This is a genomic window from Candidatus Cloacimonadota bacterium (assembly GCA_012516855.1).
In the GTDB taxonomy this organism is placed as follows: domain Bacteria; phylum Cloacimonadota; class Cloacimonadia; order Cloacimonadales; family Cloacimonadaceae; genus Syntrophosphaera.
The window spans coordinates 1-23,819 of the sequence record JAAYWB010000027.1; the positions used below are offsets into that span (position 1 = coordinate 1).

Below are 23,819 nucleotides of genomic sequence, written 5' to 3' on the forward strand. Positions count from 1 at the left end.
GCGTTTTGTGCCTCGTGAAAGGCTCTTGCCAGGACAGAGTCCGTAACTTTATCAAGGCTGTTTCCACTTTCAGCCAGCCCCCGTATTTTGGCAAGCTTTTTCTGCGGGCAATAAAAACACCGGTTTCACTTTCGGGAAAAACAGCTCAAGTTCATCGATGGCGGATAGACTTTATTCCCGTTTTGCCTTCATGCCAGCGCAGGCTGGATTCCGGGTCAAGCCCGGAATGACGTGGGTTTGGGGCTGGGTGGGGGTTGTTTCTGGATTCCGAGGCAATCTCGGAATGACGTAGGTTTAGGGCTGGGTGGTGGTTACTTCTGGATTCCGAGGCAATCTCGGAATGAAGTGGGCTTGGGAGTTTCGGCGCTTCGGCGAGCGCCGCTACCTTTATACAGGTGGTCTCTGTACCGCCATTTTGCCTGGCGTACAGCGAACGCAGTGAGCATGGACGACAGGAAAATACATTGAAGCGCTCTTCCTTTGCTGTAGTCGATGTTGGTGGAGCCTGGAGTCCAGCGAGCTTGCGAGCTTGGACTACAGGAAGTATTGCTGGCGTCGATGCTCGTTCCTTGCTCGACGCCAGCCTCCAGGGCTACGTCATCCCGGACGTCACCGAGCTCGCGAGGTGACATTGATCCGGGATCCATAACGGAATATGGACTGGATTCCGGGTCAAACCCGGATTGACGTGGGTTTAGGGCTGGGTGGTGGTTGCTTCTGGATGCCGAGGCAATCTCGGAATGACGTGGGTTTGGGGTGACAGGCTTATTTACTGTCGTCGCTGCCCGTGCCTCGCTCGACGCCAGCGTGTGGCCGTATGGAAGCAAATCCGACTGGCCATTAAGGCCTTGTCCTATGTTCCATTGTCGCCTCCCGCATTATGCCCGCATTTGATGCGGGTATCTTGCGAGAGGCAGGGGAGGGGTGCGGAAGAGCGGGTTCAGGGTCTGACCAGCAGGGCACAGAGGTGAATAACGATTCCCCAGGCCGGGGGTTAGTTTTCCTCTCTCAGCAGCTCCAAAGCCTTTTCCAGCACAGGGTCACGCCCCCGCACTATGTCGTCCAGAGTGGTTTCCACCAGGATGTCCGGGATGATCCCAACTCCGTGGAAGCGGCTTTTATCGGCCTGACGCACGAACATTCCTGTCCAATAGGCCTTCAGTTCGCCAGGCAGGTCTGTAATGACCACGTTTCCGTTGGCTCCGGCGGTGGGCTTTCCCACCAGCGTGGCCCGACGGTTGTGTTTCAGCACGGCCAGATACGCCTCGCAGTAGCTTTGGCTTGAGCGGCCGCACAAGGCCACCACTTCCGCGCCGATATGCGGCTCCCCGGGCCAGACTCCCCAGGTTGGCCGGTCTTCATTCAGGCGGGGCAATTTCTCCCGCGGGCGGATGTAACGTTCGACCAGGCTGTTGGCCAGGGAATCGGGAGCGGACAGCAAATATCGGAGCAAATCCAGAGAAATATTGAGATAGTAGCGCAGGTCCAGGATTATCCCCCGAGCCGCCACCAGCTCCGGCAGAGCCTCCTGAAGTTCCTCTTCCGTTATGGTGTTGGGATTCACATACACGATCCCGCCGGGGTAATTGACAAACTTGGCATCGGGCGTCGCATACCGCCAGCCTTCATAATCCCCGAAAGGGACGGTCCGCGTTATCTTGCGCCGGTCCGGCGTAATGAATTCAAAGGTCGCCACGCTGTCCGGATAGGTTCTCAGGGACCGGCTAAACAGATAGATGTCATTGCTTTCCGGATTTCCCGAGGAGAAGTAAGGGCGGTTTTCCCGCATCATTTTGGCGAAGTTTTTCCCGTTCATTTTCGTTATGCGCGAACCCGGAGGAAGGTCGAGGGAAGGGTCCAAAACTTTGTTGACCACCCATTTTCCCTTCAGCGGAATGGCGGTAAACCAGGGCCTGTTGGGATTGTGGGACTGGTCGCTGAGGTGGGAATGCCCGTCGCCGGTTTGGGACATCAGCAGTAGCAAGGCCTTCTTGTATTGCTCGAAGTCCCGGCTGCGCAGCACCCTGGCCAGCGCTTTGGGCAGTTCGCCATCCCAGTCGCAGTCGCCATATTCAAAATAGGGATAAAAGAAACTAAGCTCATTCCAGTATTTGATCAGCCCCGCCAGCCAGACATGGCGGTCACCGCGGTCGTTGATGTCTATATCGGCCAGTTCGGCGCCCAGGGCGTTGAGGGCGGTTGTGTCGCAGACCGGATAAGTGCGTTCGGCATCGCATTGCAGGATCATGGGAAAGCGGCAGTTAAGACCCCGGACCAGGGGTTTTTCCAGCAGCTCGCCCCAGGGAAGTTGTTCAGCGAAGAACCGGTCTGTGAGTATGAGCGTGAATTCCTGCTCCGGCGGGGTTTTGCGGATGGAGAGCAGACGTCCCCCGGGGCTGTCTTCCACCACAAACCCCGTTCTTTGGCCAAACATGGTATCGTGCAGGATATTGAGGTTAAAGCCCTGGGGCAGGCCGCCGGGAACGTCATCCTCAAAACCTGTCTCAAAGACGTTTTGCCAGTCGCCGTCGATCCAGCGTTCGATTTTGACGTCGTCAAGCTGAAGGTGCTGAAAATAAGCCATTCCAAACCAGAGGGATTCAGAGTCGTAGCCTTTGGATTCCAGTTCAAAGCTTTTGACCTCCCAGCCTTCTCCGGAGAGGGAATCCACGACCGTATCGCCCTCAAAACCGGCATAGACCTTGATGGTGAGGCTGTCGGGCACAAGGTTGCGGATCCGGAACGTGACGCGGGCTTTGGTTTCAGGCTCGGCGGACTGGGGCAATCTGGGCATCAGCATGGTCCAGGCATCATCGTATCCCGGAATGTTGCGAACCATTTTTGGACGGTTGGTGCGTATGCTGACATAGACGCTGGGGCTGTCGGTGTTGTTGTAGCCCGAATACTGCCAAAAGACCTTGGAGCGGCCGGGGACAGGTTCGAAGGGGACAATGTCGGGAGCGCGCTTGCCAAAGAGTTGTAGCTCCGGCACCAGCGGGCTGAAGAGGCCAAGCAACCTGGCCTGGAGTTCACGGTCGTCGCGGGCGTCCAGCACCTGGCGGGAACCGTAAACGGCAAAGCGGTCCCAGTCGATGGACTGGACTTCGTCAGCGGGATACCAGTGTTTTACATAGCCCCAGAGGCGGGTGAAGGCTGCAAGGTTGCGCACCTGGGTCCTTTCGGATACCGGTTTGGCCAGGCACAATCCGGAAAGGACGGCCAGCAGGATAAAAAACAGAGAACGCTTGAACATGATTTACTCCTTTTCCCAAGCGATTTGGCTAGGCTGGAACCTTGCACAAGGGATACGCTTCCGGGAATTTGTTGAGTTGATTCTAAAGCTGGAGAGCGGCAGCTCGCCAATCGGAGCCATAATCACTTATTCCGCCGAAGCTTAAGCCACCACTCGAGGCGTTTGGCGATCTCTTTTTCAAAGCCGAATTCGCCGGGCGTGTAATAGATCTTTTCCGGCATCTGGTCCGGGAAATACTTTTGGTAGGCATAGTGGTCGGCGTTGTCGTGGTCGTAGCGGTAATCCTTACCGTAATCGAGGTCTTTCATGAGCTGGGTGGGGGCGTTGCGAATGTGGAGCGGAACGCCGCAGTGGCTGGTTTTGCGTGCATCTTCAGCAGCCGCGGAATAGGCTTTGTAAAGGGCGTTGCTCTTGGGGGCGGTGGCGAGGTAAACCACCAACTGGGCAAGGGCGTTGTTCGCTTCCGGCATGCCCAGGAACATCACGGTTTCCTTGGCGGCGATGGCCTGGAGGAGGGCGTTGGGATCGGCCAGGCCCACATCCTCGGAGGCGAAACGGATGAGGCGGCGCACCACGTAGCGGGGGTCTTCGCCGGCCTCCAGCATCCGCGCCAGCCAGTAGAGCCCGGCCTGGGGATCGGAGCCGCGGAGGGATTTGTGGAGGGCGGAGATGAGGTTGTAGTGTTCCTCGCGGTCCTTGTCGTAAAACATGGTCTTCTTTTCGAGGATGGCGGCGAGGGATTTGAGGTCGGGCTGGGGATCCTCTTTCAGCCAGGGTTCCAGCAGTTCAAGCTGGTTGAGGGCGCGGCGGGCGTCGCCTCCGCTCTGCTGGGCCAGCCAGCCCCGGATGGCTTCGTTGTCCTTCAAGCCCAGTTCCGCGAAGCCTTTGGCCAGGATGGCGGAGAGGTCTTCCTCTGAGAGCATGGAGAGCACAAAAACGTGGCAGCGGGAGAGGAGGGCCGGGATGACCTCGAAGGAGGGGTTTTCCGTGGTGGCGCCGATGAGGATAACCGCCCCGCTCTCCACATAGGGCAAAAAGGCGTCCTGCTGGGATTTGTTGAAGCGGTGGATCTCGTCAATGAAGATGATGGTGCGCTGGTTGCGGCGTTTGTGGGCGTAGTCGGCGTCCTTCATCACCGATTTCACGTCGCCGATCCCGGAAAGGACGGCGCTGAACTGGACGAAACGGTGGCTGGAAGAGCGCTCGATGATGCGGGCGATGGTGGTTTTCCCTGTTCCGGGCGGGCCCCAGAGGATGAAAGAGTGGTATTCTCCGGAGGCGATCATCTGGTTGAGCAGGGAGTTTTTAGCCACCAGTTTGGCCTGGCCTCGGAGTTCATCCAGGCTGGAAGGACGCAGCCTTTCGGCCAGGGGGGCGTCGCGCAGGTCTTGCTCTTGTTCGGCCAGAAAGTCGGTCTGATCGCTGTTCACGGTGTGTCCTTCAGGTGGTTTGGCGGATTAGTTCGATGGGTTTGATCCGTTTCAGCCTTTGCAAAGGCAGGATCACGCTTACGAGAGTGATGAAATAGGAAACGAGAACCACGGTGAGATAATCCTGGAAGGAGAATATCACCGGCAGGGGCAGCGGCCCGGCGTCCCCCATGCCCATGGAGAGCAGGCCGAAGCGTTTCTGGACGAGGAGCAGGGCCGTTGATATGACCAGGCCCAGGATGATCCCGATGGTGGCCAGGATAAGCGATTGATACAAAAAGAGGTCGCGCAGGTCCGTTTCCCGGTAGCCGAAAGCCTTGAGCAGACCAAGCTCCCGCTTTTTCTGGGCGATGGTCTTGAGCATGGAGCCGGTGAGGTTGAAGCTGGCGATCACATAGGTGAAAAGCATGATCACGAACATGAGGAACTTTTCGAAGCGGAGGGCGCTGTAAAGGTTGGCGTCGTAAGCGCTCCAATCCTCCACCTGCCAGCCTTTGAAGAGGCTTCTGATCCTGCTCGTGTGGCGCTGGGGTGAACTGGCGTCGGGGCTCTTCACCTCGATGTAGTCCACCTCGTCCGTGTAGCCGCGGAAAAAGGCGGCGGTGGCCAGCGGCACGAAGCTGAAAGTGGAATTGTACTCAGGCATGCCGGCGTTGAAGATGGCGGCCACGCGGACGGTGCGGACCTTGGGCAGCATGCCGAAAGCCGTGGGAACGTCAAAAACCGGGGAAAGCAATTGCAGTTCGTCGCCCACGCGGGCGTTGATCTCGGCGGCAAGGCCGTAGCCCAAAGCGATGCCGTTGTCCGTGAATTCCGGGCCCTCCACCCCTCCGGAAAGGATGCCCTGAACCTCGGAGCCGGTGGCGGACGGCCGGGGATGCAAAGCCGCGCTGATCTTTGAATGGAGGGCGGGATCGATCCCGAAACAGAGGGTGGACCAGATGCGGTCATCCTGCTTGAGAATGAGTTCGCTGCGGATCACCGGGGCCGCCTGGTAGCCGAGGGCGAGCAGGCTGTCCACCAGAGGTCGGGGATGGGGCACAGGATTGCCGCCGGGCGCGCTGAGCTTGATTTCGCTGAGCGTGCCCGTGATCCGCTGGCGCACGTCCTCACGGAGGCCGTTCATCACGCTGGTGACGCAGATGAGGGCCGTCACACCGAGGGTGATCCCCGCGATCGTGAGCCAGTGCGAGCGGTTGATGAAGCCGTGACCCTGGCCGCGCAGGTATTTCAGCGCCAGCCACAGCTTGCTGCGGTTCTTTTCCATACGGGCGAGGATATTGGAAGCGGTCCAGCGGTCAAGAGATTTTCCGCTTATCTTGCTTCCGGGCAAAGAAAAAGCCGGCTTCGCGCCGGCTGAAAGGTTGTATTATCGGAAAGCGGATTATTTGTTGAGGCTGATGGCAGGTTCCGCGTCCTTGCGGGTTACCTTGCCTTCGGGGCTGATCAGCAGTTCGCTTTCCGGGAAATCGAGCCTGGTGAGATTGATGACCTCGTTGAGCGCGGCCCTGCTTTCATCGAGCACGGGGCCTCCCTTGCCGGGTTGTTTCACGGAGATGATCTCGCCGTCGATGAATTCGCCGTCGCTTTTGAGATTCAGCTTCACGATGGGAGCGATGCCCAGCTTGCCGGAGAGGTTGAAGCGGCCGTAGGTGGCAAAGTTGCCAAGGCTGTAGGCGATGAAGCGGCCCTTGTATATGTCGATGGCGCGGGTGACGTGGGGTCCGTGGCCGAAAACGACGTCCGCTCCGGCATCGATGGCCACGCGGGCAAATTCGTGGGGATTGCCGCGGTTTTCACCCAGATAGAACTCCGTTTTGCGGGTCACGCGGGTCTTATCCGCGCCTTCGGCCCCGCCGTGGAAGGAGACTATCACGATGTCGCACTTTTCGCTCAGTTCTTTCACTGTCTGTTTCACTTTGGCATAGTCGTTGATCTGCATGGTGCCGCTGTTGGGGGCGAAAGCGGCAAAGCCGTAGATGATGCCGTCTTTTTCAAAGATCTTGGAGGGAAATTCCACGCGGCCGGCGAACCTGATGCCCAGGGAATCCAGCTTCATCACCGTGTTGCGCAGGCCAGTGACGCCAAAATCGCCGCTGTGGTTGTTAGCCAGGCTCATCACGTCGATCCCGGCGTCTTTCAGGTATTGGGCATAGTGGTCCGGGCTCTTGAAAGCGTAGCAGGTGGAGGGGTTGGAGCATTGCTTGGGCATGCCTTTGTCAGTGAGGATCACCCCTTCGAGGTTGGCGAATGTGAGGTCGGCGCTCCGGAGGATGTCTGCCACCGGCGCCAGCAGTTCCTTGCCGTCCTTGGGCGGCAGATACTGGGGCGAGGGATAATTAGTGCCCAGCATGATGTCGCCCACGCCGATCACGGTAATGTTGCGGGTGGGAGGCACATGGCTGGGATATTTGTCCTCAAGCTGGGGCATGCGTCCGGCATAGAGGAAACGCTTGACGTAGTTGGGGCTGGAGTAATAGTCATCGATCACCACTCCGCGGGAGGAGCTGTGGATCATTTTCAGGGTCTCGCCGGTGTTTTCAACCACCATGGCCACATGTCCGATCACGCTGGATTTGCCTCTGGTGCCGCGGAAAAACATCAGGTCGCCGGGACGGGTGTCCGAAAGCGGTATCCGCCGGCTGCTGGCGCCCTGCTCCCTGGAGGTGCGGGGGATGAGGACATCGTGGAGGGAAAAGATCCACTGCACAAAACCGCTGCAGTCCATGATGGCGCCCTGGGGATTGCGGAACTGGTAAGGACGGCCAAGATAGAGGCGGCTGGTTTCCACCATGCTGCGGGTTATCTCAGCGTAATTCTTGTTGCGGGTGCTGATCGTGGCTCCCACAGGCTGGACCGCTTCGACCAGCAGGATCACCGCCATGAGTAAAAGCAGGAACCGGCTTGGTTTCAGCATCCGGGTCACTGCGCGAATGGACATTTTCAGTTTATCTATCAACATAAATTCTCCAATGTGGCATGCGTCCCCGGCGCATATTCAGAAGCACGTTCGGACGGGGACACTCAATCACTATGTTTACAATTGGTTGCAAATAAAGGTTCAATCATAGCAGAAGGGGGACGGGTGTCAAGGAAAAAACTGGCCTGAGAGACAGGCACTATTCCTATCTAATTGTATTGCTGTCGATTGCGGCGATAGAATCCTGCTGCTATTTGAGTCCGGTCTTTCGCTTCAGGAGGGCAAAAGCAGTAGTAGGGTTAGTTCGTAAGCCCGGCGCTTTTGCCTTCGCGCTTGCCGCAGAAGAGGCAGAAAACCGAATCGGAATCTATCTGCCTATGGCAGTTGTGGCAAAACATCGGTGGAGAGTTTGATGGTTTGGTTGAGCAGTTCCGGCAAACTCATTTCCCTGTCCACGCGCATGGTCTTGCTCAGTCCCCAGCGTCTGGCGGTCACGATGGATTGGACCCTGATCCTCAGCAGGCTCTTCAGCCGGAGGTTTTCAATGCCTCCTGCTTTGATCCGGAGCGGGATGCCCGTGGTTTGGCGGGCTTTCACGAAGCGGGGCTCCGTGCTTTCCAGGATGAGGGGAATTTCGTTGTCCCTGTCGATGAAGCGGATTTCGAAGGGCTGCACCCAATATCCCACCCAGGCGTTGTTTTTCACGTCCAGGGAGGGACTGGGAAAAATGTGCGGCTTCACTTCCGGGTCGAAATCCCAGGTGCTGGCCCAGGCCAGGAAGCCCAGCCCAAGCACCAGCAGTATCAGCGGGATGTGCCACCAGCGGAAGCTGAAATAAAAGCGGGAATTACTCATAATGTTCCAAACCTTTTCGGATGTCCGGCGAAGATGCCTTCCGGCCCGGTTTCCCCTCTGGGAAGCTTGCCGTCGCCAAAAGGCAGGCCGTCAGCAGCAAAAGCGGCAGCAGCGCAACTATCAGTAAGATCCGGAGTTTCATCATCAATGTCCTCCCTGATTTGGTTTGTTCGCTTTCTTGGGTAAGGGGGAAGCGTTTTTGCCCTGGCTCTCGCTATCTTTGCCGGGGTTTCCGGTTTCGGGAGCGCCGGTTTCATTCACAGTCCCGGTCGTATCGGGGGCGATGATCGCGATGCTGTCGCTCACCGCGGCTATCTCTGCTTCCTTCCGTCGTTTTTCCTCCCGGGCCAGCCTTTGGAAGTTGATTCCCCCGCAGATGAGAAACACCAGAGCCAGCAGCGCCAGCCCCAGCGTGAGCAGGTTTGTCCCCCCGGGCGGGGGCGTGGGCTTGAAAGCCTTTCCCCGCACCACTTTGAGCACCTGGATGGTGATGTTGTCCTTGCCGCCCCGGCGTTTGGCCTCGTCCACCATCGCGCGGCAGGCTTGCTGTGGTTCCAGGGCCAGGTAGCGGTCCACCTCGGCGAGGCTGAAGTAGTCCGAAAGGCCGTCGCTGCAGAGCATGAACACATCGCCACGGAAGATGGGGAAGGGCCCCGCCGCTTCGGAGGCGTGGGGTTCTGGGCCCAGGGAGCGCAGGATGATGTTCTTTTTGGGGTGGTCTTGGGCGTCTTCGGCTTTGATCAGGCCCTGGTCCACCATCCCCTGCACCCACGAATGGTCTTTGGAAAGCTGTATGGTGCAGCCTCCGCGCCTTCTGTAGATGCGGCTGTCGCCAATCCAGGCGATCCAGTATTGCTCTCCCCTGATCAGCAGCGCCACCGCCGTAGTGCCCATTTCCGCCAGTTCGGGATTTTCGGAGGCGTGGCGGGCGATGTTTTGCTGGGCGAGGCTAAAGGCGCGGTGCAGTTCGTTGATCTCGTCATATTCGGCCCCGAGGCCCTGGAAATGCGCGGAGATGGTTTCCACGGCCACCTGGGAGGCAACTTCCCCGCCTCTGTAGCCGCCCATCCCGTCGCAAACGAGGATCAGGTCACCGAATCCGCCGTTGTATTTGCCGTAATAGTCCTGATTGCTTTCGCGCACCATCCCCACGTCGGTGAGGTTGCTTATCACCAGCCTTTCCGCGGTTTTTCTGCTCATCGCCAGCCTCAGTAAAGGCGGAACACGCCTTCGTTCGAACCCAGCTTGAAGGTGCTGCCCTGTTCGATGCGGCAGAGGCTGACTTTCCGGCCGTTCACATAAACACCGTTGAGCGAGCCGAGGTCTTCGATGTAGAAATGACCGTCGCTCCAGTAGATGCGCGCGTGGCGGGAGGAAACGGTGGAATCGTTGAACACAATGCTGTTTCCCTGCGCCCGGCCCAGGGTGGCGCCTTCGGCCCCGAGGTTGAAGGTCCGGCCCTGTTCGCTGCCCATCATCACTTCCAGGCTGAGGCCCTGTTCGCCGCGTGATTCGCCGGTGCCCGTGCCGGGACTGAGGATAACCGTGTGCTCACGGGAGCGGGGAGTTTGGTCCTGGGCCCGGATTTCGGCTTCGCGCCGGGTTTGTTCCTCCAGCCGGCGCTGTTCCTCTTCGTAGCGGGCCTGTTGTTCCCGGCGCTGGCGCTCTTCCTCCTCCTGCTGGCGGCGCTGTTCAGCCAGGCGTTTCTGCTCTTTGTCCTTCAGCCAGAAGAATATTCCGGCTGCGGCGGCAAGCAAAACGGCGATGATGCCGATTATCCAGCCCAGGGAAAGTTTTCCGCCGCCTTTCGCGTCGATCTCTTCCGGACCGCTGATGGCTTCCCGGTTGGCCGGCACCCGAACTTTCACGGGCTCGGGGAATTCGGCTTTGTAAGTGCCCTGGGTGAGGGTGATGCTCAGGTCTTTTTCCAGGCCGTCGCCCGCCAGTCCGAACACGGGGTAGGTGAGGACGTAGGAGCCCAGTATCTGGCGGCTCACCTTGCCAAAATGGTCGCTCAGGCTCTGGGCGTCCGGGGCGTCGTAAAAGCTGCCGCCGGTCTGCTGGGAGATGCGGTCCAGGATTTGCAGATACTGCTTTTCCTGCCTGGTGTAGCCCGCCGTGAAGATGGGGATTTGCTTCGCGCGGGCTTTTTCTATCACCCCGTCGATGGTGTAGGCGGTGGCGGGGTTGTCTTCCTTGCCGTCGGAAAAGAGGATCATAAAGCGCCCTTCATTCCTGGCGGTGGGCCCGCCCAGGCGGTCCAGGCCCTTGTCGATGCAATAATAAAGGGAGGTGTCGCCGGGCAGGATTTTCAGTTTTCCGATGCTCTCGCGCAGAAATTCCGTGTCCGTGCTGAAATCGCAGACCAGCTCCTCTTTCTCGGAAAAGGCCAGGATGGCGATCTCATCATTGGCGCGCTTTTTGCCGATGAAGCTGAGCAGGGCGTTTTTAACACTGTCCAGCGGCTTGCCCTTCATCGAGCCGGAAACATCCACGCAGACAAGGATGGAGAGCCCCTGTCCGGAACTTTCGAAGGTGGTCACGTTCAGCAGGGTGTCCACCGCCGCTCCGCCCAGGGAGATGCGGAAATTGCCGGCGTTCAGGTTCTTGAGCGGCTCGCCGGCGTTGTCCAGGGCCAGCACGGAGCTGTTCACTATTTTGGGGAAATTGTCGGTGTTGGTTTTCAGGTGGTTTAGGCTGATGTTCTGCGCCCAGAGCGGCGCGCAGAGCAAAAGCAGGATCATCAGTCTGCGCATCTTGCACCTCACACGGTCTTGAGTTTCAGGTCGATGGTGGCGATCCGGATGATGTCGTTTTCATTCAGATACACCTTGTCTTCGATCATTTCGCCGTTCACGAAGGTTCCGTTCGAGGAAAGGTTGTCCTCGATGATGAATTTGCCGTTGCGGCTCAGCAGGACCGCGTGTTCGGCAGAAACGCCCGGCAGCTTGAGCTGGATGTCGCAGGAGGCGGAACTGCCGATGACGTGGCGGCCCTGATAGACCTTGAAATCCAGGCCGTTGGGGTCCACATCGAAGGTCACCAGCCAGCCGGTGAGCATCCGGTTCACCTGGGGACGCGGTTTTCCTTCCGCGGAGGGAACGGCGCCGGGAGCGGCTTCCGGCCTTTCCAGGATTACGGTTTTGTCGCTGAGCGGGGCTCCGGGCCCGGAAATGCCAGCCCCCAGCTTGGGTTTGGCGGTGTCGAGCCTGGTTCTGTCGGCTTCATCGCCCATCCTGGCAGTGGGCGTCTGGCCCAGGTTCGCCGTGCGCTGCGGTGGGCAGTGCGGGCAGGAAGGCAGGCTGGCGTCGTAATCATGGCCGTTGGGACAGGTGCGCAGGTTGCTGCGCAGCGCTTTGCCGCAGGATTTGCAGAAAGTGGCGTGGTCGGGATTGGTGGCGTTGCATACGGGACATTTCATGATATTCTCCATGTTTGTTTATCATCTCTGCTGGCTGTGGAAACCGGCTGGTAAAAAGAACGGCCCCTCATGCCGGGGAACGGGACGCGCGACGGGGCGGGGCAAAACGCCTCCGCGCCGTCCGGAAGCGGGCCAGGCAGCCTCTTGGGCGGATATGGCATCGAACCTCCATCACCCTTGTTTTTGAGTTTCCACAGGCGCGGCCGGACAAGACCGCGTTCAAACACTAATGCTCGAAAACCAATAAGTTGTCAAGCGAAACTTCACTCCGCCGCCCGAAGCCGCCAGCGGAACCTTTTTCCTTTTATGGGTTCCCTCTTATCACCTGCCCTCCGCGATGCCCTGTCTGCCTCACCCTGAGCGCTTGAGGCCATCCCTCTCCCACGCCCCGCGGATGATACTCGCACCGAATGCGGGTATGATACGAGAGGTGTGACCGGGAAATAGGAAAGGGCCTTAACGGCCAGTCGGCTTCGCTATCACACGGCCACACGCTGGCGTCGAGCGAGGAACGGGCATCGACGACAGCAAATAAGCCTGTCGCCCCAAACCCACGTCATTCCGGGTTCGACCCGGAATCCAGACCGGCGGAATAGCCTATAAACCCCCACCCAGCCCTAAACCCACGTCATTCCGGGCCTGACCCGGAATCCAGTCCTTATCCTTTCATGGATCCCGGATCAATGTCACCTCGCTGGCTCGGTGACGTCCGGGATGACGTGGCTCTGGAGGCTGGCGTTGAGCGAGGAACGAGCATCGACGACAGCAATATTTCCTGTAGTCCAAGCTCGCAGGCTCGCTGGACTCCAGGCTGAGTGGAGGTCATCGACCAATAGCCCGGTTTGGATGAGCCCCAAAAAAAGCCCCCGGAATCCGGGGGCGGTATCGGTTTAGCCGGCCTTTACGGCTCAGGGCATGGTTGACTGGATGTGTTTCACCAAAAGGGAGAGGCAGTGGGTGTAGGAGCCAAGTTCGTTGTCATACCAGCCACAAATCTTGGCGTGGGTGACGGGCATGGTCACCTCACGGTCGGCGGGAACGCCAAGCGCAGCAAGGGTTTGGGGCGGCACGGGGATGAAGCTGGTGCGGGTGTGGGTTTCATGCGCTTCGAGGGTGGCGGCAGCCAGGGAGCCGATGAGGTCGGCGGAGACGTTCTGACGTTCGGAATAGACCAGCAGCCCTTTCTGCGGACCTTCTGCCGCCTTTTGGTAGATCTCGTTTATGAGGCGGCGGTTCACCAGTGGCTGGCCCTGTTCGTTCAGTTTTGTGTGGAAGGTCATGTTTAGGTTGATCAGGGAGACCGTGGAGGTGGGGATGCGCACTGAATCGGCCATGAAGCCCACGGATTTGATTTTGGGCATCACCAGTTCCAGGGCTTTGGCGGCGCCGGTGGTGGAGAGGATGATGTTGTTGAGCATGCTGCGTGATTTGCGGAGGTCGGTGGCACCGGTTTTGGGCACGGAATCCAGGATGCTTTGGGTGTTGGTGGCGGCGTGGATGGTGCTCATGGAGGCCGTCATGATGTTTGAGGTCTCCTCGTTTTCCAGGAGGGGCTTGATCATGTGGGCAAGGCCCGTGGTGGTGCAGCTTGCAGCGGAGATAACGTGATGCTCGGCGGGTTTGTAATTAAGGTGGTTGATGCCGTAGATCATGGTGATGGCGTCCGGCGAACTTGTGACGCTGGCGGTTTTGCTCTTGAAGGGGGCGGAGCAGACAACCTTGAGCGCCCCGGCTGCCAGATGCCCGCGCAGGCAAGGTTTTCCCTGTTCCGTGGTGGCGTTCGGATCCACAAAATTGCCCGTGCAGTCCACCACAATGCGCACGCCTTCGTTCAGCCAGTTGATGTCCTTGGGATCACGGGCTTTGCGGAGGATTTTCACGGGAATGCCTTCGATGGAGATGAGCGGCATGTCCGGATCCAGAATCTTGATCTCGGCACGGCGTCCGACCATTCCGAAGAGGAATTTGTGGATGCTGCCGTAGGTGGAGTCGGACTCGATCACCTGGATGAAATCGTCCAGTTTTTTCCCCACTTCGCGGCCGAAGTTGATGACAATTCCGTCGAAATTACGGAGGTGGATCTGATTCCAGAGCAGCAATTTGCCGATCCGGCCCAGCCCGTTGATCCCGAGCAGTTTTTTGTTTTTCAGGTCGAGGTTCATGCGATACTCCTTTTTGTGTATTTTGTGTATGTTCTTATCTGGAAATGGTTTCCACCGGGTAGTGCCCCAGGTAGATGGCGCCGCTGCCGGCGTCGATGGCGATCTCGTCGCCCGGCTTGAACAGGGTTTCCCCGATGCGGCAGTTGTTCTGGTCCTCAAAAACCTTGAGCTGGCGGCAGTTGACGATGCCCACCAGGCCGAGGCGGATGGCGGTGACAGCGGCGTGGGAGGTGACTCCGCCGCGCGAGGTGAGCAGGCCCTGGCAGTCGAAAAGCAGTTCCATGTCCTCCGGAACGGTGTCCGGGCGCACCAGGATGAGAGGCTGCCCGCGGTCTTTGAGGGCGTCGATGTCCGCGCGGGAAATGGCGATGAGGCCATTGATTACGCCTTTGCCGATGCCTATGCCGTTGCCCAGAAGCTTCAGTTCGCGCTTGGGAACGTTGAAAACGGTGTAGGCCCGGGCTTTGGTTATCACCTGGTTGCGGGTTTGGAGGATGTAAAGCTGGTCACGGGCGGGGCTTTCGAAGGTGAATTCGATTTCCTGGTGGGGGTAGCCGCGCTCGTCCAAAAGATGGCTGGCGAGGCTGAACAGGCGGTCGTATATTTGGGGGAAATCCTTTTCCAGAGAGAGTTCCACCTTCTGTTTGGACTGCTTTCGCTCCTGCTCGGAGATGGGCAGTGTGTGCACCAGGCCGGCCACGACGTCCTCGCCCTGGCTGCAAAGGGTGAAATCGCCGTTGAGGGTGATCCCCGGCGCCTTGTTCCAGGGCGCGTGGGTGAAGAGCACACCGGTGCCGCTGTCCAGGCAGATATTGCCCAGGACCATTTTCTGGATGGTGACGGCGGTTCCCCAGTCGTCGGCGATCTGAAGCTTCTGGCGGTAAAGCCGGGCGCGGTCCGTATTCCAGGAATCCAGAACGTGCATGATGGCCTGCTTGACTTGGAGGAAAACGTCCTGTTCGAGCTCCAGCTTGTGGCGGGCCAGCACCTTTTTGTAGGATTCGGACATCTGGCGCATCTGCAGGGGCGTGAACTGGGTTTTGAGCTTCACCTTGTGGCGGCGCTTGAAGGAGATCATCACTGCGTCAAATTCGTCGCGGTCGATGCCGTAAGCCATGCCCCAGCTCTGGATGAGGCGGCGGTAGCAGTCCCAGGCCGTCCAGCCGTAATTGGGGCGGGTGCTGAGTTTGAGGGTGATCTCGTCGTTGAGGCCGATATTGAGGAAGGTGGCCATGGCGCCGGGCAGGCTCATGGGCGCGCCGGAACGCACGGAAAAGAGCAGCGGCGCCTCCGGATCGCCGTAGCGGAGGCCGGTCTGGCTTTCCAGGCGGGTGATGTTGTAACGGAGCAGTTCATCCATCTCGCGCTCGATGCCGGGATGCGAGCGCACGATATTTCCGTAGCGGTGCAGCTCGGTGGTGATCACGAAACCGGGCGGGATGGGGAAATCATAGCGGCACATCTTCTTGAGGAAGAAGGCTTTGGAACCCAGCAACACCTGGTTGTCCAGCTTCCCGTTGCTGGTGTGGAGGGGGATGAACATCAGGTCCGGGTCATAGCTCATCACGCGGCTGAGCTCGGCGGAGCCGAAAACCCGTTTCATGGCGTCCAGAGAGGCCAGAATCTGGGCGATGAAACTGTCCATGTGCTGCACCAGGAAGGAAGAGGCCAGCAGCTTGCGGAAAAAGTCCTCGGCGAACATTTGCCGGGCGGTCTGGCGCTTGTATTTGCCGGAAACTCCCTTCACGGGGGCGTTTTCCAGTTCCTGCTCGTAAAAGCGGTAGTAATACTCGTTGATGAGCTCTGTGATGCTGTCCTTGATCTGTTTGAAGAGGTCCAGATACTGGTCCAGGGAGAGGTTCACGATCCTCTGGCCGGATTTGAGCATCTCGAGGGCGCTGGAAAAAGCCTCGCTGGTGAGGCCTTCGCGGGCCAGGCCGATTTCGAAGAGCTCGAGGATGCGGATGATGCGCTTGAGGGTTTTGCCGGAGATGTAATCCAGGTTAAGCTGTTTGATGTTCCGCTCCACGAGCCTTTCCACCAGGCTTTCCAGGCGGAAGATCATGCCCATGGCCTCGAGTTTCGGCTCGCGGTACTGGCCGTACATGGAGGGGATACCGGCCGCGATGTGGCGCTTGTAGTAGATGTTTTCCCAGGACTGGGTGGGTTTGGGGTCCAATATCACGTGGTTGAGGCGGGCGATGTAAGCCAGCATCTGGCGGATGCTGCCGTCGAAATCCTTGCGGGCCAGGCTCTGGCGCAGGCGAAGCTGCTCCTTTTCGTCGAACCAGTTGAAGCGGGCCAGGAATTTGGCGATGTCATAGGGATCGAGCTGGTATTTATCCAGCAGCATGTAGTAGATGCGGGTGAGCAATTCAAGGCGGCGGAGGGAAAAGTCCTCCTTTTTCACCTGGCGGAAAAGGGGCGCCACCGTCTGCCAGGACTGCCCCAGCAGTTGGTCAACCCCGGTCTTGTTCTCCCGGAAGAATTTCTTCACCGCCTTGTGCTGGGCCTTGGTGCGCTCATCCGGGGTTTGGACGAAGAGGGCCACGTCGTCCGGCAGCAGGCCCTTCAGGTGGCCGGGATCGAGGTCTGTCCAATAGTTGAGGATTTGGCGCAGGAGGTTGATGTGGGTGTTGTTGCTTTCCGTGTGCACCTGTTTGCGCACGAAATGGATGAGGCGGTCCTTGCGGGAGCTCATTTCGTCAATGTCGGTGCTCAGGTCGCGGATTTCGCCCTCGGCGCCGATCTCGTGGTAGAAAACCGGGAAGAGGCGCAGAAGCTGCTTCACCTGCACGAACAGGGGTTTAATGTCGCTGTTCAGGAACTGGGAAACGTCCTTCTGGAAGAGGTCGGTGTCCGAAATGAAGATGCCGCCCTGGGTGAGGTTGATGATGAGCGCCGCCAGCAGGTCCTTGCAGAGGACGGGGTCGATGCTGATCAGTTCCAGCCAGACGCGGATGTTCTTGATGTGGTTTTTGTCGGCCACGATCTGCCAGTCCCGGTTGATCTTGATCTCGCCGGGCGGGATGAAGCCGAGGTCGATTGTCTTTCTCAGGCAGCGGCGGGCGAGTTCCGGCTCAGCGGGGGCCAGAACGGCTTTGCCGACGGTGAGGACGCAATCCAGCACGATGCTGCCGTGCTGGTCGCGGAATTCGGCCAGATTGTCGAAGATGCTGTCAATAAGCAGGTTTATCTCTTTCGCGGAGAGGGATTCGTGCAGGTCTCCCAGCAGGCGGTTGAGGTCCCAGAGCAGATGGTCGCTGAGGGCGTTCATGGTGGGCAGGCTCAGGAGGTAGAAGAGGTAATGGATCTTCTCCGGCAGGCGGGAAAAGGAGGCCAGCAGGTCGCGGTGGCGGGAGGCAATGTCCGAATGGGACGGGATGTCGGCGAAATCCCGCAGTGTTTTGGCGGCTTTGATCTGCCTGAGGCAAGCCGCGAAGAATTTCTTGCCGATGGCCTGTTCCAGTTCGGCTTTGCGCAGGGTCAGCAGGTCGGCGTATTTGTCGTGCCAGTCCGCGATGGAAGACTTGTCCCTCCAGAGTTTCACCGAAGCTTCATAGATGCCGCGGAGCAGCGCCACGGCCTCGTCCTGCCGTCCCAGGCGTTCCGAGAGCTTCAGCAGGGTCTTGAAGCACTGTCCGGAAACCGCCAGGAAGAGTTCCGGAGCCCGGGCGTGCCAGTCTTCCAGAAGGTCGAGGGCTTTGTCCAGAATGGTCTGCGTCACCTTTTCCTGTTCCGCCAGGGCGGCGACGAAATCCAGATACTCGTTCAGGCAGAGCTGTTTGACGCGAACTTCCTCCGCGCGGTCAAAGATGTTGCCGAAGATGGCCAGGATCAGCTCCAGGGCGTGTTCGCTCTCCTCCAGTTGCAGATAGAACCAGAGGTCGCCCACGATGCTCTGGCGCATCAGTTCCAGGGCGGAATCCAGATTGGCGAAGGGATGGTGCAGCTCTTCCAGAAAGAGTTTGGTGCGCTGCTGGATGCCGTAGTAGCTGGCGCTGCGTTCCAGCAGCCACAGGCTGTCCGGTGAAAGAATTATCTGTTTTACCTGGGTCTGGGCAAGGTTGCTCGCCAGGGCCTGGGATTCGATCTTATCCAATTGCTTCCTCAATTAATAATGGGTCTGGACGGCCGCGCGAACCGGCATTGCCGGCGGGTTCACCCTTTATCCGCGCGTTTTCGGCTACTTAATAATTCCGCGCTTAAATGTCAAGCCACTTTTTAGTGGGCTTCGAACCAGTTGTCGCCGCTGGCTATCTCTGTCTTCAGCTCCACCACCTGCCGGTATTGTTGCGGCAGGGCGTTTTCCATCTCACGGCGAACCAGGTCCTCGGCTTCGGCCAGAAAATCCCTGCGCACCTCGAAGACCAGTTCATCGTGCACCTGCAGCACCATGCGGATGCGGGGGTCGTCCCTTATCAGCTTGTGGATGGCGATCATGGCCAGCTTGATGAGGTCGGCGGCGGTTCCCTGGATCGGCATGTTCACCGCCACGCGTTCCGCCTCTGCGCGCAGGCCCTGGTGTCCGCTGTTGATGTTTTTCAGGTAGAGTTTGCGCCCGAAGATGGTCTGGCTGTAGCGGTGCAGCCTCGCTTCGGCCTTGCTGTCGTTGATGTAGGCGCTGATGGAGGGGAAGCGTTCAAAGTAATGCCTGATCATGGTTTTGGCATCTTCCAGCGATATCCCCAGCTCGCGCGAAAGCTTTTTCTGGCCCATGCCGTAGAGGAGGCCGAAATTGATCACCTTCGCCTGGCGGCGTTCTTCGCCGCTCACCTGGTCCAAAGGTTTCCCGGTGATGAGGGAGGCGGTCTGGCGGTGGATGTCCAGGCCTTTTCGGAAGGCTTCCAGCAAAGCGGCGTCGCGGGAAAAGAGAGCCAGCAGCCTCAGCTCTATCTGGGAATAATCGGCGCTCATGATGGCCCAGTCGGGGTCCGAGGCGATGAAGGCCTTGCGGATGGAGCGTCCCAGCTCGGTGCGGATGGGGATGTTTTGCAGATTGGGGTTCGAGGATGAGAGCCGGCCTGTGGAGGCCACGGTCTGGTTGAAAGAGGAGTGGATGCGCCCGGTGGCAGGATTGATCAGCTTCGGCAGGGCTCCCACATAGGTGGATTCCAGCTTGGTGAGGCTGCGGTACTGGATCAGCTTGTCGGCAATTTCATAGTCTTCCGCCAGTTGTTCCAGCACCGTGATATCGGTGGAATAGCCGCTTTTGGTCTTCTTTTTGGCGGGTATCTTCATCTCCTCGAAAAGCAGCGCGGCCAGTTGCTGGGTGGAATTGAGGTTGAATTCGCGCCCGGCCAGGCGGTAGATATCATCCGCAAGGTCCTTGAGTTCCAGATTGATGGCCCTCGAAGTCTCCCTCAGCACCGGGGTGTCGATTTTCACGCCGTTTTCCTCCATCCGCTGCAACACCGGCACCAGGGGCAGTTCGATGTCCTCGTAAAGCTCTTTCAAGCCGCTGTAGCTGAGGCGTTTGGCATAGACGGGCTGAAGCCGGAACACGGCCCAGGCGTCCTCGGCGGAGTAGTCGCGGGCGGCCTCGACATCCACAAGGTCGAAGCTCGTTTTGCTTTTTTTGTCCAGCAGGCTGGAGATGGGTATCATCGTGTGGCCGAGTTCCGCGATGGCGCAGGCGTCCAGGGAATACTGGTTGGTGCCGGGGTCCAGCAGATAGGCGGCCAGCATCGTGTCCCAGAGCGGGTTGGCCAGTTCCCATCCGTGTCCGCGCAGAACGATCAGGTCATATTTGAGGTTGTGGCCGAGGATGGTTTTCCCCGCCGTGGCCTGTTTCAGAGCGGCCAAAGTGTCTTCCAGGGGCAGATTGTCGTACATCTGGTGTCCCAGGGGCAGGTACCAGGCCTCGTCCGCATTCACGCAGAGCGAGATTCCCACCAGCTTTGCCCCCACGGGCTCCAGGGAATCGGTTTCCGTATCCAGGCTCACGAGCTCCGCCCGGCGCAGCGCGTCCCAAAGGAGGGGCAGGATTTCGGGAGTCGCGAGTATCGCCTTGAAAGAGGGCTGCCGCTCCGAAAGGCTTTCATCCCCGGCGGGCTCTTCGGCGAAAATGTCTCCCTGAGTGAGTTCCTCCTCCTTCGCCGCCTCAAGCGGTTCCCCGGCCTCCGGGGCAAAGCGGTTTTCGATTCTGCGCCTGAGCTGGTTCAGTTCGTAGCGGCTCAGAAAGTCCGCCGCCTGCGTCAGGTTGGCGCCCTTGAAGCCGAGCTTTTCGATTTCCGGCAGCGGGATGGGGGCGTCCCGGATTATCGTTGCCAACTGCCTGGAAAGATAGGCGCTTTCCTTGTTTTCAGCCAGCTTTTTCTGCGTCGAGCCGGTGATCTCGTCCAGATGCGCGTAGATGCCGTCCAGGGTTTGATACTGACGGAGCAGTTTCTCCGCGCCTTTCGGCCCGATGCCCCGCACGCCGGGAATGTTGTCGGAAGCGTCACCCGTCAGCGCCAGATAATCCACAAACTGCTCCGGGTGAACCCCGAATTTGGAGAAAACCCCCTCGCGGTCATAGCTGATATCCCTGGCGGGGTCGAAGATGGTCACCCGCTCTTCCACAAGCTGCGAATAATCCTTGTCCGAGGTCACGAAAACGATGTCGTAGGAATCCTTGAAACTCTCTCCCAGGGTGGCCAGGACATCATCCGCCTCATAGCCGTCGAGCGAGATTTCCTCCAGGCCGATAAGCTGGAAAAACCGCCGCACCGGCTCGATCTGTGCCGCCAGCTCATCCGGCATCGGCGGCCGGTTCGCCTTGTAATCCTCGCTCAGTTCGTGCCGGAAGGTCGGCCCCTTGCGGTCGAAGCTGATCAGGATGTTCTCCGCCCGCTTGAGTTCCAGAAAGTGCAGAAAGGAATTCACCACGCCGAAGATGGCGCTGGTGTGTTCTCCGCGGGAATTGACCAGCGGGTTTTTGATGAAGGCGAAATGTGAGCGGTACAGCAGGGCCGTGCCGTCGATAAGATAAAGCGTCTGGCGCATGGGATCGCTCCTGGCTGGATTTAGGCTGCAAGGCAGGATATAATCGGCTGGGATTATTGTCAACTTTTTCTTATGGCTTGTGCCTGGCCAAAGCGGATGGAAACTCCCCTGGCGTCCACGCTGGTGTAGCCTGGCGTACAGCGAACGCAGTGAGCATGGACGACAGGAAGGTCAACGGAATGAATGACAGGAGCTATTGCTGTCGTCGATGCCCGTTCCCCGCTCGACGCCAGCCCCCCCCTTCACATCAGCCTGTCCAGCATCTCATATCCGCCCACCCGGGGCAGCAGGCCCGCTTCCACGGCCCTTTTCACGGAGCGGCAGGGGAGGTCGCCGGCCTCGATCTGGGCGCGGGTAACGAATTCCAGGTCCAGTCCGGGGTAAAGTTTCGCGAGTTTCCACATCAGTTTGCAGAAGGCGTTGTACCAGCTCAGCAGTGTGAAGCCTTCGTTGGCCATGCTGGCGTTGAAGAGGCTGACATAGACTTTTAGGTCCTGCCGGTAGCCTTCGGAGAGGTTGAGTCGCTTGAGGTTGGTGGCGACGCGCCCGAAGCGGCGGTTGTTTTCGGTGGTTCGGGGCCTCACGTGCAGGCGGACTATCACGCGGTTGAGGCGGCGGTTGAAGTAATACACCAGGCCGTCGCAGGTGCCGGTGTAGCCGAGCAGCATGTTCTTGAATTTTGCTTTCATTTTATACTCCTTGTTCATATATTTCTATGGATTATAATGATTTCGAAGGAAAGGGTTGTCGGGGAGGCTGTCGTCGAGCGAGGAACGAGCATCGACGGCAGCAATGAATGATTCTTCCATGCTTCCTGTCGTCCATGCTCTCTGCGTTCGCTGGACGCCAGGCTACAGGATACGTCATCCTGGAGTCCAGCGAGCTTGCGAGCATGGACTACAGGAACTATTGCTGTCGTCGATGCTCGTTCCTCGCTCGACGCCAGCGTGGGGAGGTGGCGGTGACAAGGACTGGATTCCGGGTCAGGCCCGGAATGACGTGGGTGTGGGGGTGTTTTGCTGTCGTCGATGCTGCGCTCGACGCCAGCATCCCTCTATATTTGCGGTCTTAACCGCCTCCCGAAATCCTCCCGTGCTGTTTGCGGGCAATGTTTGGGGGCGGACAGGGTGGCATTTTCGCGCGCGTAAACATGCCTTCCTATAAACGTGCGTATGAGAAAAATGGGGTTTTGGAGAAAAAACTTTCAGGAAGCGCCAAAAACTTGTCTCCGCCGGCTTTTCCGGTCCCTCCGCCGCCGGGTTGGTGAAAAATAATTCCCGCCGGCGCCGGTTTTCTCATACGCAAAGTCAATAGAGGGGCCCCTCCAAAATAAAACATTGGAGAACCTTACCATGGAAAAAACGAACAATCCCTTGAACCTCATCACTTTCGGAAAGTCCGTGACCCGTCCGGAAGCGCTCGAGACGATGCCCGCCGCGAAACTGATGGCGATGCTGCAAAACGGCCGGTGGCGCAAGCCCATCGAGGCCATCCGCGGGGAAAAGAACCCCACTTTGCAAAAAGAAATGAAGCTGCGCCTGCCCTATTTCGTCTATGGCGTGCTGGAAGGCCCGCGCAGCGAGGAAAACGTGCGCCAGGTGAACGGCATCGTCTTCGATTTCGACCGCGTGGGCGACTTCACCGCCGCCAAGCAAAAGCTGATGGATGCCGCGCCCTGGTTCCGCTGGCTTTTCCGCAGCCCGGTGGACGGCCTCAAGCTGATGGTCCCCTTCAGCCGCCCCGTCACCGACAAAGCCGAATACATGCGCATTTGGAAGCTGCTCAAGGCGGAAATAGAGGCCAAAAGCGGACTCAAGGCCGACAACACGCCCGACCTCTGCCGCGCCTGCTTCCTTAGCTGGGACGACGATGTGATCACCTGCCCGGAAGAGTGGCAGAAGGATTTGGACGAGTATCTGAGGGAGGCGGAGATGATTGGCGTGAGCGATGGCGACGCTGGCGTCGAGCGCAGCAACAACACTTCCTGCAGTCCATGCTCACAGCGTTCGCTGGATTCCAGGGCAGGCTGGACTCCGGGATACACCGACCTCGACGAAGTGCAGGCCAAATCCGCCGTGGAATACCTCGCCCTGCGCAAAATCGACCGGCGCGACTGGATACGTTGCGGAATCGCCCTCTACAACCACTTTGGCGAGGACGGCATCGTGTATTGGCTCCAGTTCGCCTACAATCCCAATTACGACGACACGCCGGAGGACCTGCGCAAGGTCTGGCGGCGCCTGAAAAAATACCCCGGCGTGGGCCTCGGCACGCTTTTTTACGTCGCGGAACAGTATGGCTGGATAAACGCCATCCAGGTTCCCGCGGCCGGCAAAGAAGTGGCGGCGCTCGCTGAAGCGCCGGATAAAAAGGGAATGGGCGGTGCTGCGGCCCATACAGGCGGTGCGGCGACCCTTATAGGCGGTGCGGCGACCGCCTCTACAGAACGTCCTTCCCCGCCCGCCCACACCTGCACGTCATCCCGGACGACACCGAGCCTGCGAGGTGGCATTGATCCGGGATCCACTCAGGGACAAAATGGATGGATTCCGGGTCAAGCCCGGAATGACGTGGATTTTTACCCTTCAGGCGGGGACGTAGATTCTTACCCTTCAGATAGGGACGTAAGTTCTGATTCTTCAGGTAGAGACGTAAATTCTAATTCTTCAGGGAGGGACGTAAATTCTAATTCTTCAGGCGGGGACGTAAGTTATGATTCTTCAGGCAGGGACGTAAACTCTAACCCTTCAGGCGGTGCGGCGACCGCCTCTACAGAACGTCCTTCCCCGCC

Annotated in this window: 15 protein-coding genes; 1 reads left to right on the forward strand and 14 read right to left on the reverse strand. The window is 58.8% G+C overall.

The features are described 5' to 3' along the window. Positions 1–994: 994 nt before the first annotated feature. The 14 genes from GX466_02405 to GX466_02470 all read right to left on the reverse strand — a co-directional run bounded on the left by GX466_02405 (position 995) and on the right by GX466_02470 (position 21,717). Positions 995–3,253 carry a hypothetical protein gene (locus tag GX466_02405; protein NLH93061.1) on the reverse strand — a complete coding sequence of 753 codons (2,259 nt, stop codon included), beginning with the start codon at positions 3,251–3,253 and terminating at the stop codon, positions 995–997. A 122-nt stretch (positions 3,254–3,375) separates the two neighbouring features. Then, the gene (locus GX466_02410) at positions 3,376–4,683 is read right to left on the reverse strand and encodes a replication-associated recombination protein A (protein ID NLH93062.1); all 1,308 of its coding nucleotides are present in this window, start codon (positions 4,681–4,683) and stop codon (positions 3,376–3,378) included. Positions 4,684–4,693: 10 nt separating this feature from the next. Then, a complete protein-coding gene (locus GX466_02415) occupies positions 4,694–5,950 on the reverse strand; it encodes an ABC transporter permease (protein NLH93063.1) in 1,257 nt (418 codons plus the stop codon). Positions 5,951–6,067: 117 nt separating this feature from the next. After that, positions 6,068–7,201 carry a CapA family protein gene (locus GX466_02420; protein ID NLH93064.1) on the reverse strand — a complete coding sequence of 378 codons (1,134 nt, stop codon included), beginning with the start codon at positions 7,199–7,201 and terminating at the stop codon, positions 6,068–6,070. A 701-nt stretch (positions 7,202–7,902) separates the two neighbouring features. Beyond that, positions 7,903–8,001, reverse strand: a complete 99-nt coding sequence (locus GX466_02425) for a zinc-ribbon domain-containing protein (GenBank protein NLH93065.1) — start codon at positions 7,999–8,001, stop codon at positions 7,903–7,905. Beyond that, the gene (locus GX466_02430; protein NLH93066.1) at positions 7,979–8,458 is read right to left on the reverse strand and encodes a hypothetical protein; all 480 of its coding nucleotides are present in this window, start codon (positions 8,456–8,458) and stop codon (positions 7,979–7,981) included. Before GX466_02430 ends, GX466_02425 begins: the two co-directional genes overlap by 23 nt. After that, positions 8,451–8,603, reverse strand: coding sequence for a hypothetical protein (locus GX466_02435; protein NLH93067.1), 153 nt, complete (start codon positions 8,601–8,603; stop codon positions 8,451–8,453). The genes GX466_02430 and GX466_02435 overlap by 8 nt, the downstream gene beginning before the upstream one ends. Then, positions 8,603–9,658 carry a serine/threonine-protein phosphatase gene (locus tag GX466_02440; protein NLH93068.1) on the reverse strand — a complete coding sequence of 352 codons (1,056 nt, stop codon included), beginning with the start codon at positions 9,656–9,658 and terminating at the stop codon, positions 8,603–8,605. Before GX466_02440 ends, GX466_02435 begins: the two co-directional genes overlap by 1 nt. An 8-nt stretch (positions 9,659–9,666) precedes the next feature. Beyond that, positions 9,667–11,214, reverse strand: coding sequence for an FHA domain-containing protein (locus tag GX466_02445; protein NLH93069.1), 1,548 nt, complete (start codon positions 11,212–11,214; stop codon positions 9,667–9,669). Between the two features lie 8 nt (positions 11,215–11,222). Continuing rightward, on the reverse strand, positions 11,223–11,879 hold the full coding sequence (locus GX466_02450; protein ID NLH93070.1) for an FHA domain-containing protein: 657 nt from the start codon (positions 11,877–11,879) through the stop codon (positions 11,223–11,225). Positions 11,880–12,787: 908 nt separating this feature from the next. Continuing rightward, positions 12,788–14,041: a glyceraldehyde-3-phosphate dehydrogenase gene (locus GX466_02455; GenBank protein ID NLH93071.1), complete on the reverse strand. Its 1,254-nt coding sequence runs from the start codon at positions 14,039–14,041 to the stop codon at positions 12,788–12,790. A gap of 34 nt (positions 14,042–14,075) precedes the next feature. Continuing rightward, positions 14,076–18,143, reverse strand: coding sequence for a pyruvate phosphate dikinase (locus GX466_02460; protein NLH93072.1), 4,068 nt, complete (start codon positions 18,141–18,143; stop codon positions 14,076–14,078). A 122-nt stretch (positions 18,144–18,265) separates the two neighbouring features. Beyond that, positions 18,266–21,028: a DNA polymerase I gene (gene polA / locus GX466_02465; GenBank protein ID NLH93073.1), complete on the reverse strand. Its 2,763-nt coding sequence runs from the start codon at positions 21,026–21,028 to the stop codon at positions 18,266–18,268. Positions 21,029–21,270: 242 nt separating this feature from the next. Further along, complete coding sequence (locus tag GX466_02470) at positions 21,271–21,717, reverse strand: hypothetical protein (protein ID NLH93074.1); 447 nt, start codon at positions 21,715–21,717, stop codon at positions 21,271–21,273. Positions 21,718–22,380: 663 nt separating this feature from the next. Between GX466_02470 and GX466_02475 the strand changes: the two genes are divergently transcribed. Then, a partial coding sequence (locus GX466_02475) for a hypothetical protein (protein NLH93075.1) occupies positions 22,381–23,819 on the forward strand: 1,439 nt, incomplete at its 3' end.

Bases quoted from the DNA above. Each gene is read 5' to 3' on its own strand.
- GX466_02405 (NLH93061.1), bottom strand. From the start codon at position 3,253: ATGTTCAAGCGTTCTCTGTTTTTTATCCTGCTGGCCGTCCTTTCCGGA.
- GX466_02415 (NLH93063.1), bottom strand. From the start codon at position 5,950: ATGGAAAAGAACCGCAGCAAGCTGTGGCTGGCGCTGAAATACCTGCGC.
- GX466_02420 (NLH93064.1), bottom strand. From the start codon at position 7,201: ATGATCCACAGCTCCTCCCGCGGAGTGGTGATCGATGACTATTACTCC.
- GX466_02425 (NLH93065.1), bottom strand. From the start codon at position 8,001: ATGTTTTGCCACAACTGCCATAGGCAGATAGATTCCGATTCGGTTTTC.
- GX466_02430 (NLH93066.1), bottom strand. From the start codon at position 8,458: ATGAGTAATTCCCGCTTTTATTTCAGCTTCCGCTGGTGGCACATCCCG.
- GX466_02435 (NLH93067.1), bottom strand. From the start codon at position 8,603: ATGATGAAACTCCGGATCTTACTGATAGTTGCGCTGCTGCCGCTTTTG.
- GX466_02440 (NLH93068.1), bottom strand. From the start codon at position 9,658: ATGAGCAGAAAAACCGCGGAAAGGCTGGTGATAAGCAACCTCACCGAC.
- GX466_02445 (NLH93069.1), bottom strand. From the start codon at position 11,214: ATGCGCAGACTGATGATCCTGCTTTTGCTCTGCGCGCCGCTCTGGGCG.
- GX466_02450 (NLH93070.1), bottom strand. From the start codon at position 11,879: ATGAAATGTCCCGTATGCAACGCCACCAATCCCGACCACGCCACTTTC.
- GX466_02455 (NLH93071.1), bottom strand. From the start codon at position 14,041: ATGAACCTCGACCTGAAAAACAAAAAACTGCTCGGGATCAACGGGCTG.
- polA (NLH93073.1), bottom strand. From the start codon at position 21,028: ATGCGCCAGACGCTTTATCTTATCGACGGCACGGCCCTGCTGTACCGC.
- GX466_02470 (NLH93074.1), bottom strand. From the start codon at position 21,717: ATGAAAGCAAAATTCAAGAACATGCTGCTCGGCTACACCGGCACCTGC.